The organism is Mycobacterium sp. 1245852.3, assembly GCF_001669335.1.
GTDB classification, from domain to species: Bacteria; Actinomycetota; Actinomycetes; order Mycobacteriales; family Mycobacteriaceae; genus Mycobacterium; species Mycobacterium europaeum_A.
This window is the reverse complement of the sequence record NZ_LZLL01000343.1, coordinates 1-10,639: the sequence shown is the minus strand read 5'-3', so window position 1 is coordinate 10,639 and position 10,639 is coordinate 1. Positions and strand designations below refer to the sequence as shown.

Sequence of the window (10,639 nt, the reverse complement as noted above, 5' to 3'; positions counted from 1 at the left end):
TTGTCGAAGATGGCCAAATAGTGGTGGGCGTGGCGGGCCAGGCGGATGACATCGCTCATCGGCAGCAGGGTGCCGCCCCCGGTCAACCCGCGCCCGGCGGCGGCCTCCAGCTCGGCCAGCGTGGTGGTGACGATGATGGAGGCGGGTAACCCGTTGTGCTGCCCCAGGTTCCCGGAGGCCAGCACGCCGCGCAGTGCGGCGTTGAGTCCGTCGTGCTGGCGTTGGGCGGTGCTGCGCGAATCCCGTTCGATCACCTGTTCACTGGGGCTACCGTCCACACAGGGGGTGTCGTCGTCGGGGTTGCACATGCCGGGGGCGGCGAGTTTGGCTAGGACGGCTTCCAGGGTGGCGCGGGCTTCGGGGGTGAGCCAGCCGCGCAGCGCCGACATGCCGTCGGCCTGCTGATTGCCCAGGGTCAGACCACGCGCCCGCGCGCGGTCGTCGTCGGTGTAGGTGCCGTCGGGGTTGAGGCAGTCGGCCAGGGTGCGGGCCAACCCGGCGAGTTGTTCGGGGCGAAACCGGCTGCCCTCGGCGGCCAATCGCGCTTCGGCCCGCTCCCGGGTCGGCATGTCGACCCAGCCGGGCAGCTGGTGGTGGATTCGGCCCATGCGGGTGAACTTGCGGATCACCGCCACCTGACCCGCACCCAGGGTGCCCCGGCGTTGTCCGGCGGCGGTGGCGGCTAGCATCGGGCCCAGCGCTTCGCCGGTCAGGCCGTGGCACGGGCCCAAATCGCGTGCCTCCTTGAGGCGCCGGGCGGCTTCAGCGCGGCTGATCAGCGTCGCCTCGGCGATGGCGTGGACCACCGTGGCGCCGAGTTCGACCGAGGGTGCTTGGCGGGCCAGGGAATTGATCACGGGGTGCTCGACGGCCGGGATGCGACGGCGCTGCTTTTCGCAGCGCGCCAACACCGCCAACTGCTGGCGCGGCTTCAGCGCGTCGACGTTCAGCGCGCACACCCGATCCCAGGCGGCATCGAGCGCCTCGAACGCCGCCTCGACATCCTGCTCATCACTCACACCGCCAAACTAGCGAGGACCACCGGCAAAAATCGGCGACAGTAAAGCCCTGAAACCACAGCGACGCAAGGGATTTCGGTATGCGTTTTCGGTATCTGTATTTCGTGGGACCGGACGGCCGGCGCCACGGGCGAAACCGGTCACCACCGTCAGAACTAATCCGCTTCGCGCTTCGCCTGGACCTGTTTTTCGATCTCGCGCCAATTGCCCGGCTTGGGACGCGGCTTGCCGAAGCCACCCTTCGCGGCGCTCTGCAGGATGGCGTCGGCCTCGTCGATCTCCTTGATCATCTCCAGCGCGAACTCACGCTCGGCGGCGTAATACTTGGCCGCCCAGCGCAGCGCCAGCACCGAGTACGCCCACGCGGGTTCGGCCTCGGCTCCCTCGGCGTCCTCGACGGCCTTGCGGTGCCTGGCTTCGGCGTACGCCACATGCTCCTGCAGTAATTCCTTGAGCCGGCTCGGGTTACTGAGGTGCCCGAACGTAACCCGCAGCAGCACACTGTGTTTGAGCACCGGCGGGTCCACCGGCGCGTGAGTGGTCCACTCGGTCACGGCATCCATCCCGGCCGGGGTGATCTTGTACAGCCGGCGAGTGCGGGTGCCCTCGTCGCGTTCGACGCGTGAGGTCACCAGTCCCAGCGACTCCAGCTTCTTCAGCTCGGTGTAGATCTGGCTGTACGACGGGCTCCAGTAATACAGGTCGACACTCCAGTCGATCCACTTCTTGAGGTCATAGCCCGAAACCTCCTCTTCGTAGGACATCATGCCCAGCAGCGCCCAGCTGGTGGCGGCCAACGCCGCGTTGGTCAGCTTTTGGCTGGCAGGGTCCGTTTCGGAGTCCATGTCGCCAGGTTAACAACACCAACCCCTAGATTGGAGGACATGGACCGCTGGCTGGGACGCCCGTGAAGTTCGCCTTCCCCCTTCCGCACCTGCTGCGCCTCAAGGCGATCACGCAGCCCTGGGAGGCGGCCGTCACCGGAGGCGACCAGCGCCGCATGATGCAATGCGCCGACCGATGGGGCTACGACATGATCGCGGTGCCCGAGCATCTGGTCATCCCCACCGAGCATGTCGAGTTGTCCGGGCCGCACTATCTGCACTCGACGACCGCGCAGGCCTTCATCGCCGGTGCCACCGAGCGGGTGGCCATCAATTCCTGCGTCACCATCTTGCCGCTGCAGCACCCCATCGTGCTGGCCAAGGCCTTGGCCACCGCGGACTGGATGAGCGGGGGCCGGATGATGGTGACGTTCGGCGTGGGCTGGCTGGCCCGCGAGTTCGAGCTGCTCTCAGTGCCCTTCGGGGAGCGGGGCCGCATCGCCGACGAATACCTGGCCGCCATCGTCGAGCTGTGGACCAGCGACGCACCCCGATTCGAAGGCCGGTACGTGTCCTTCTCCGACATCGCCTTCGAGCCCAAACCCGTTCAGAAACCGCATCTTCCGATCTGGATCGGCGGCGACGCCGACGCCGCGCTGCGCCGGGCGGCCACGTTCGGGTCCGGTTGGTGGCCGTTCCTCACACCACCGGAGCAGATCGCCGAGAAGCTCGACTACATCAGGTCCCAACCCTCCTACGACGGCCGGGAATTCGAGGTGATGCACGGGCTGGGCACCAACCGGGTCGGCGAGGGACACGTCGCCCGCCGAGCGAGCGACCGGCCGGGCATGAGCGCCGGACACATCGTCGACCGGTTGAACTGGCTCGCCGAGCAGGGCGTGACCGTGACCGCGGTTCCCGTCCCTCCCGTGAGCGGCGTGGACGAATACCTCGACTACGCGCAGTGGGTCATCGAAGACATCAAGCCCCAGGTGTCCTAACGGATCTGCAATCCGCGCCGGCGCACCCAGTACACCGCGGCGATGCTGCCGGCGATCCACACGCTCATGGCGATGCCAAGGTGGACGAAGCTTTTGGTGTCGCGCCCGAACACCGGCCAGATCAACGCGGGCGCCTGCTGCCACAACACGCGATGTTCCACGCCGTTCATCGGGTCGGCCACGTAGTACAGCACGTAGGGCAGCGTCAGGGCCAGCACCCAACTTCGGGTGCGGCGCAGATCGCCGCGCTGGCGCCAGCGCCGGATCAGCGGCTCGACACTGACCGGGTGCAGCACCGAGATGAAGTTGCCGACGCCTAACCAGGAGACGATGGGCACCGCGACGGTGGGGATCGTAATGCCCAGCCGCGCCGGCGTTTCCAGCCACAGCGTCAACACCACCGCCGCGGACAGGGTGGGCACGCCGACGATCGCGAGCAGGGCGAGGTTTTTGATCAACAGGATGCGCCAGAACGGCACGCCGGCGGACAACCCCCGCAGGATCCGGTAGTGGTCGGCGCCCAGGAAATTGGTGGTGGTGACGTCGGCGAGCACCCACGACGAGAAGTAGGTGCCCACCAGGATCACCCAATCGGGGTGCCGGCCCACCGGCGTCAGCGGCTGCACCAGCAACCAGCCGGCCGCGAAGACGACGTTGGCCACCACACCCATCAGCCAGGTGCGCGGCCGGGTGAACGACCACCGGATCTCGGCGATGACCGCCGGAATCAACGCCTTCTCGAAGTCCTTGGCGGCGCGCCGGGCCGCCGCGGGGCGCGGGGCCGACGCCCGCACCATGGCACTGAGAGAGGTGCGCAGCGCGGCGCTCACCCGCGGATGCGCCGGTGTCGCTGTGCCGCACGAGACGATCACCTGACGTGGCCCCCTTGCTCTCGGATCGGTCAACGGCTCGTCCGCAATGTACGCAGGGCAGGATAACGGCATGAACCGAAAGCGTGTCATCGTCGCCGGGCTCGGCGACGCCGGCGTCCTCGCGGCGATCCGGCTGTCGCGGCACGCCGACGTCGTCGGCATTTCGGCCAAGCCCGCGCTGGTGAGCGGCCAGGAGCTCGGCGTCCGGCTCTCGCGTCCACACGACTGGGCCCGCGATTACTGGATTCCGTTCGACCGGTTCCGCCGGCTCGACGGCGTCCGCACCGTGCAGGCCACGCTGACCGGCGTCGACCTGGACGCCCAAATCGTCTCCGGCCGAAGCGAAGACGGCGCGGCCGTCACCGAACCGTACGACGCGCTGATCATCTCGACCGGAGTCAGCAACGGCTTTTGGCGCCAGCCGACCCTGCAGTCGGCGGCCGAGATCGGCGCGGGACTGCGCGCCGCGCACGACAGGCTGGCCGCCGCCGGGTCGGTGGCCGTGGTGGGCGGCGGCGCGGCGGCGGTCAGCAGCGCCCTCAACATGGCGACCACGTGGCCGGACAAGCGCATCGATCTGTACTTCCCCGGCGAGTCCGCGCTGGCGGGACACCATCCGCGAATCTGGCATCGGCTGCGCCGCCGCCTCACCGAGCTGGGCGTCGGCCTGCACCCGGGCCACCGCGCGGTGGTGACCGACGGGTTCGCGGGCGAGGAACTGACCAGCGAGCCGGTCCACTTCAGCACCGGGCAGCCCCCGGCCCGGGCCGACGCCGTGCTGTGGGCGATCGGACGGGTGCGGCCCAACACCGGTTGGCTGCCGGCCGAATTGCTCGACGAGCGCGGGTTCGTGCGCGTCACCCCCGAACTGCGGGTGCCCGGCCACCGGGGCGTGTTCGCGGTCGGCGACGTCGCGGCGACGGATCCGCTGCGCAGCTCCGCCCGAAACCGGGGCGATGCCCTGGTGGCACGCAACGTCCTCGCCGACTTCGCCGGCCGGCCGTTGCGGCCCTACCGGGCGCCGGCGCGGCGCTGGGGCTCGCTGGTAGGTATCCAGCCCAACGGGCTGGAGGTCTTCCTGCCCACCGGCCAGTCCTTCCGCTTCCCGTCCTGGTCGGTCGAGCGCGTGGTGATGCCCTGGATCGTGCATTGGGGCATGTATCGGGGGGTGCGCCAGAACAACCCGCTGGGGTGAGGCGTCAGGTGCAGTTGAACAGCAGCATGAGCCCGTAATCCATGTGGATCTGTTGATGGCAGTGCAGTAGCGAAAGGCCGGGTTGGTCGGCGACGAAATCGATCTCCATGCTCTGGTAGCCGCCGAGCATGGCGACGTCCTTGCGGACACCGGCCGTCGCTGTCCCGGCGAACCGGGTGATTTCGAACGTGTGCCGGTGCAGGTGCATGGGGTGCAGGTCGTCGCTGGCGTTGCGGAACCGCAGCCGGTGACGCTTGCCGCGCTCGATGTCCAGCACGGGCTTGTTGGTGTCCATCGCGAAGGGCACACCGTTAATCGTCCAGACGTTGAAACCGTTGTCGGCGGCGTTGCGTTTCTCGATCAACATGTCGATGGTGCGATCGGGCGGTGGCAGGTCCGCCCGCTGCGATGCGCCGAACACCCGGTAATCCCACGTGAAGGGCAGGGGCGCCGCCCAGTGCGGATCCCCACCGCGGCCGGCATATTCGACGACCACGCCCATTCCGTGGCCGCGGTCGTCGTCGGACAGATCGCCCAGCACCCAGACGCCCGGATTGGTCATGCCGACCATCGCCGAGATCCGTTCGCCCGCGCCCAGCCACAACACCGGCACGGCGGTCCGCGTCGGTACCGGGTTGCCGTCCAGCGCGACGATGGTGAAAGTGTGGCCGGGCAGGGCCAAACTGCGGGTCTCGGTGGCGCTTCCGTTGAGAACGTGAAGCATGACCCGCTGACCGGTTCGCACCCGGATGGGCTCGCCGTGGCCCAGCATGCGCCCGTTGATCGCGAAGGCCCCGTACCCGACCTCGTTGCCGGGTGGCTCGCCGCGCTCCAGCGCGGCGGCCATCGCCGACTCGCCCCTGTCCTTCAGGTCTTGATCCTGCGCACCGGCCAGAAAATCGCTGGGCATGTCGCCACCGCGGCTGAAGGCGGGGTCAAACTTTTTGAGCGTCAGAAAGATTTCCTGATCGTATGCACCGGTGTCGTGCGGGGGCTCGATGTAGACCGGGCCCACCAGGCCGCTGTACTGGCCACGCGACAGATCGGCGCGCGGCACGACGTGGGTGTGATAGAAGCGCAAGCCCGCCGGGCCGGGAACGAAGGAAATCCTGCGCATGCCGTGCGCGGGTATGTCGGGGGTGCCCTCCTCGGCGGCGCCGTCGACGTCGACGCCGACGTGCTGGCCGTGCCAGTGCAGCTGCTCCGGCGAGTCGGTGTCGTTGAAGACGTCGACCCAGGCTCGCCGGCCCTCCTTGAACCGCAACAGCGGACCGGGAAATTGACCGTTGTAGGTCAGGGTCGACACCGTCCGGTCCGGGGCCAACTCGACCTTCCCCGAGCCGATCCGCAGCGTGTAATCGGCTTTGCCGCCGGGTGGACCGCCGGGCGAAGGGTGCGAACACGCGCCACCGGCGCTTCCCGCGGCGGCCGTTAGCGCGACGCCGGCCCATTTGCCGAACTGACGCCGGTTGAGCACCATCGTCAGCGCCCGACCGCACCGACGCCGATGCCGGGCACGAAGAAGTCGATGCGGCGGCTCAATTCGCCTGCCACACGACGAAATTGCGGATAGCCGGCGCCGCCGGCAGACGGATCGGGCAGGCTCCAGTGCGTCGTGGTGGCCAGATCGTGGTCGCGCGCGTATTCGCGCACCTTGTCGCACAGCGTGATCACGCAGTCGAAGCGGCGTCGAGACACCGTGGCCAGGGATTGGGGCCGGGTGCCGCTGAGGTCGATGCCGTATTCGTCGCGCATGACCCGGATGGCGTTGACGTGGAGCGCGGGTTTCGGATAACTACCCGCGCTTGCCGTTCGAATGCGCCCCTGGCCGCGTTTCTCGAGGAGTGCAGCGGCCATGGGCGAGCGCGCGCTGTTTCCGGTGCACAAAAACAACACCGTGCGCGGTGCCGCCCTGGGGGCGGCCCCGGGCGCCAACGCCGGATGCAAAGCGGCGGCCGCCTCACGAAATGCCTTGGCGCAGTTCGTCGAATTCAACCAGTAATAGGTGTCGCGCCCATCAAAACTGCTGCGTCGCGCATCGACGAGTCCGGCCGAACGCAACAACCGCAAGTGATACGAGACCAGGTTCTGCGGCTCGCCGACCGCGGCAGCCAATTCCCGCACCCGGTGGTCTCCGGAGGCCAGCTCGGTCAGCAGCGCCCACCGCAGGGGGTGCCCCGCCATCCGCATCAGCGGCGGAACGTCCGCTCGATCGATCGCCGCCATACTTCGGCACGATACATCAAATCAATTTGATAGGTTAGGCGCTACGCGAGGCGACGCAGGCGTGCCCATTTCTCCGACTTCGAGGAGACCCAGTGTCCGGAAGCATCCCGACGAGCACCCCGGCCGGCAACGACGAATTGCGCCGCAGCCTCGGCGTTTTCGACGCGGTGGTGATCGGGCTGGGATCGATGATCGGTGCGGGGATCTTCGCGGCCCTGGGCCCCGCGGCGCGCGCCGCCGGCTCGGGACTGCTGCTGGGCCTGGCGCTGGCGGCGGTAGTGGCCTACTGCAACGCCACGTCGTCGGCGCGGCTGGCGGCGCGCTACCCCGCGTCCGGCGGCACCTATCTCTACGGCCGAAAACGCCTGGGGGACTTCTGGGGATACCTGGCCGGTTGGGGATTCGTCGTCGGCAAGACCGCGTCGTGTGCGGCGATGGCCCTGACCATCGGCCTCTACGCCTGGCCGGCGCGGGCCCACGCGGTAGCCGTCGCGACGGTGGTGGCGCTGACGGCGGTCAATTACGCCGGGGTGCGCAAGTCGGCCTGGCTGACCCGCATCATCGTCGCGGTGGTGCTGGCGGTGCTGGTCGCCGTGATCGTCGCCGCGTTGACTTCCGGCGCGGCACGGCCCGAGCAGCTGCGGCTGAGCGGCGCCACCCTCGGCGGTGTGGTGCAGGCCGCCGGCCTGTTGTTCTTCGCCTTTGCCGGCTATGCGCGCATCGCCACCCTCGGCGAGGAGGTGCGCGACGCGGCGCGCACCATCCCGCGCGCGATACCGCTGGCGCTGACCATCACGCTGGCCGTCTATGCGCTGGTCGCGGTGGCCGCGCTGGGGGTGCTCGGCCCGGACCGGCTGGCGAAGTCCGCCGCCCCGCTGGTCGAGACGGCCCGCGCGGCGGGAACGGGCTGGCTGGTTCCCGCCGTCCAGGCGGGAGCGGTGATCGCGGCGCTGGGCTCGCTGCTCGCGCTGATCCTCGGCGTCTCGCGCACCACGTTCGCGATGGCGCGCGACCACCACCTGCCGCACACCCTGGCCGCGGTGCATCCGCGGTTCGGCGTCCCCCACCGCGCGGAATTGTTGATCGGCGTCATCGTGGTGGTCCTGGCCGCCACCGCCGACCTGCGCGATGCCATCGGATTTTCCTCGTTCGCCGTGCTGATCTACTACGCCGTCGCCAACGCCTCGGCCTGCACGCTCGGTGCCGACGAAGGCCGCCCACACCGGGCGATCCCGGTGATCGGGCTGCTCGGCTGCGTGATGCTGGCCGTCGCGATGCCGCGATGGTCGGTGCTCTCCGGTGTGCTGGTGCTGGGCCTCGGCGCCGGCGCCTATCTGATTCGGCGTTTCATCGCCCGGACCACGTTGCGGCGCAACCGAAATCGCAGCTGACGGCGGCGCACGCCGCGCCGGCCTGCCGGACACCGCCGCCGGGCAAATAGCGGCATCGCGATTCCCCGAAGGCCGGACGGGGAAGACTGAGCGGATGGCCGACCCGGAAACCGAAGCGTTCGACAAACTGGTGGCGCTGCTGAACTATCCGATGTTCGTCGTCACCACGCAGGCCAACGGCACTGAAGCCGGCTGCCTGGTGGGCTTCGCCAGCCAGACCAGCATCAATCCGCCCCGCTTCCTGGTCGGCCTGTCCAAGCGCAACCACACCTTCCGCGTCGCCCGCGACGCCTCCCACCTGGCCGTGCACGTCTTCGACCATGAACACCTCGACGTGGTGGAGCTTTTCGGCAGCCAGACCAGCGACGAGGTCGACAAGTTCGCCCGCTGTTCCTGGCACCGCGGCCCCGAACGGATGCCGATCCTCGACGACGCCGCCGCGTGGTTCGTCGGCGAGATCCTGGAGCGTTTCACGATGGGCGATCACGTCGGGCACCTGCTCGCACCGGTCGGCGGCAGCCCGCCGCGGGAACTGGAAACCTGGGTGTCCTTCGGCGACGTGCGCGAGCTGCAACCCGGCCACGAGGCCTGACGCGTGGCCGAGTCGCCCCGGATCAGCGCCGTCCCCAGCATCATCGAGCTCGCGCCCTTCTATGCCGATCCCCCGGACGGGGTGCGCGCCAACATGATCTTCAGCGCCGACGGCGCCGCGGCGTTCGGCGGGCGCGCCGGTCCGCTGTCGTGCCCCACCGATCAGCGGCTCCTGCGAATCCTGCGCGGCCTCGCCGACGTCGTGCTGGTCGGTGCCGGCACCGCCCGCGCCGAAAACTACGGCCCGGTGACGCTCGGGGATGCGGCGCGGGAGCGGCGGCAGCACGAGGGGCGGGCCGAACCGCCGCCGATCGCCGTGGTGAGCCGCAGCGGTGAGCTACCGGCCCGGTTGCTCAGCGATCCGGACCAGCCGCCGATCCTGGTGACCTGCGCGAGCACCGCGGCGCGGTTCGACCCCGACGACGACCGCCAACACCTCCTGGTCGCGGGCGAAGACTCCGTCGACGTCTCCCGCGCGGTCGCGACCCTGCGGGAGCTCGGCATGCACCGCATCCTGTGCGAGGGCGGACCGACGCTGCTCGACGAGCTGGTGGAGGCCGACGCTGTCACCGAGATCTGTGTGACGCTGGCCCCCAAGCTGGCGGCGAGCCAACCGGTAGGCCACCGGCTGCACCCGGCGCGGCTACCCGCACCGGTCACCATGAGCCTCGAGCACGCGCTGGTCTGCGACGGCTATCTGTATTTGAAATATCGCCGCTGAGCCCGGTCGCAATCGGCGGAATGCGGGCGTGCGCAACGCGCTCGGCATGCAGCCGACCGCACCTCTTCCTATGATGAAAATGCCCGGTATGAACGTTGCGCGAATCGCTTCGCGCGACCTTCCTTCAATTGATCGCCGTTCCACTTTCCCGATGCACACAGAAAAGGATCACCGGCCCGGTGAGCAGTTCAGACGATGACCGTGACTACCGCAACCTGGCGGTGAACCGGCTGCGCCCCAGCGAGATTCACTGGGCCCTGAACCACGATGCCGTGCACGGGATCGCCTACGCGTTCAAGAATCCGGTCGCGGTCGCCGAATCCCTCGAGGATCCCGACGACGACCGGAAGACCTACCTGGTTCGGGTCAAGCGCGACGACCTGGCCAACGCGCTGGAAAAGATCAACGAATGGATCTTCGACAATCCCGGCCCCGCCGGCATGCAGGCATAAGGCTAAGGTTTTCGCGGCCGCGGGGCACGGCGAATAGCGAAAGCCAGCTAATTCGACGGGGCGCGATTAACGGATGTCGTCATCGCCGGTGGCGCGCTCGGTGAGCCCTTCCCGGGCCAGCGCCCGGACGAAACCGTACGCCTGCATGCCGGCGGGGCCGGGATTGTCGAAGATCCATTCGTTGATCTTTTCCAGCGCGTTGGCCAGGTCGTCGCGCTTGACCCGAACCAGGTAGGTCTTCCGGTCGTCGTCGGGATCCTCGAGGGATTCGGCGACCGCGACCGGATTCTTGAACGCGTAGGCGATCCCGTGCACGGCATCGTGGTTCAGGGCCCAGTGAATCTCGC

At 68.8% G+C, this 10,639-nt stretch carries 11 protein-coding genes and 1 pseudogene; 6 read left to right on the top strand and 6 right to left on the bottom strand.

The genetic code is table 11. The features are described from left to right. Together A9W96_RS15420 and A9W96_RS15415 are read right to left on the bottom strand one after the other, a co-directional pair. The coding region (locus A9W96_RS15420; RefSeq protein ID WP_067140970.1) for a 13E12 repeat family protein at positions 1–1,019 on the bottom strand (1,019 nt) is incomplete at its 3' end. Between the two features lie 155 nt (positions 1,020–1,174). Next, a complete protein-coding gene (locus A9W96_RS15415; RefSeq protein ID WP_066872560.1) occupies positions 1,175–1,864 on the bottom strand; it encodes a PadR family transcriptional regulator in 690 nt (229 codons plus the stop codon). 62 nt (positions 1,865–1,926) lie between these two features. On the opposite strand from A9W96_RS15415, the gene A9W96_RS15410 reads away from it, so the two are divergent. Next, a complete protein-coding gene (locus A9W96_RS15410; RefSeq protein WP_067023697.1) occupies positions 1,927–2,844 on the top strand; it encodes a TIGR03619 family F420-dependent LLM class oxidoreductase in 918 nt (305 codons plus the stop codon). Here the strand turns inward: A9W96_RS15410 and A9W96_RS15405 are convergent. Continuing rightward, positions 2,841–3,641 carry a hypothetical protein gene (locus tag A9W96_RS15405; RefSeq protein WP_231997777.1) on the bottom strand — a complete coding sequence of 267 codons (801 nt, stop codon included), beginning with the start codon at positions 3,639–3,641 and terminating at the stop codon, positions 2,841–2,843. The genes A9W96_RS15410 and A9W96_RS15405 overlap by 4 nt on opposite strands. A gap of 145 nt (positions 3,642–3,786) precedes the next feature. On the opposite strand from A9W96_RS15405, the gene A9W96_RS15400 reads away from it, so the two are divergent. After that, positions 3,787–4,911 carry an FAD-dependent oxidoreductase gene (locus tag A9W96_RS15400; protein ID WP_067140979.1) on the top strand — a complete coding sequence of 375 codons (1,125 nt, stop codon included), beginning with the start codon at positions 3,787–3,789 and terminating at the stop codon, positions 4,909–4,911. 4 nt (positions 4,912–4,915) lie between these two features. On the opposite strand, the gene A9W96_RS15395 is transcribed toward A9W96_RS15400, so the two are convergent. Both A9W96_RS15395 and A9W96_RS15390 read right to left on the bottom strand, forming a co-directional pair. Beyond that, on the bottom strand, positions 4,916–6,391 hold the full coding sequence (locus A9W96_RS15395; RefSeq protein WP_231999696.1) for a multicopper oxidase family protein: 1,476 nt from the start codon (positions 6,389–6,391) through the stop codon (positions 4,916–4,918). Positions 6,392–6,393: 2 nt separating this feature from the next. Then, positions 6,394–7,137 carry an ArsR family transcriptional regulator gene (locus A9W96_RS15390; protein WP_067140967.1) on the bottom strand — a complete coding sequence of 248 codons (744 nt, stop codon included), beginning with the start codon at positions 7,135–7,137 and terminating at the stop codon, positions 6,394–6,396. A gap of 104 nt (positions 7,138–7,241) precedes the next feature. On the opposite strand from A9W96_RS15390, the gene A9W96_RS15385 reads away from it, so the two are divergent. From A9W96_RS15385 to A9W96_RS15370, 4 genes and pseudogenes are all read left to right on the top strand, one after another. Next, complete coding sequence (locus A9W96_RS15385) at positions 7,242–8,528, top strand: APC family permease (protein ID WP_067140973.1); 1,287 nt, start codon at positions 7,242–7,244, stop codon at positions 8,526–8,528. A 94-nt stretch (positions 8,529–8,622) separates the two neighbouring features. Further along, positions 8,623–9,120 (top strand): flavin reductase family protein, encoded by a 498-nt coding sequence (locus tag A9W96_RS15380; protein WP_066872571.1) that lies wholly within the window; start codon positions 8,623–8,625, stop codon positions 9,118–9,120. Between the two features lie 3 nt (positions 9,121–9,123). Next, complete coding sequence (locus A9W96_RS15375) at positions 9,124–9,840, top strand: pyrimidine reductase family protein (RefSeq protein WP_066881779.1); 717 nt, start codon at positions 9,124–9,126, stop codon at positions 9,838–9,840. A 179-nt stretch (positions 9,841–10,019) separates the two neighbouring features. After that, positions 10,020–10,289 (top strand): annotated as a pseudogene (locus A9W96_RS15370) (hypothetical protein); the annotation flags it as partial. A gap of 69 nt (positions 10,290–10,358) precedes the next feature. On the opposite strand, the gene A9W96_RS15365 reads toward A9W96_RS15370, so the two are convergent. Continuing rightward, positions 10,359–10,639 (bottom strand): hypothetical protein (locus tag A9W96_RS15365; protein WP_067140964.1); only part of this gene is annotated, 281 nt, incomplete at its 5' end.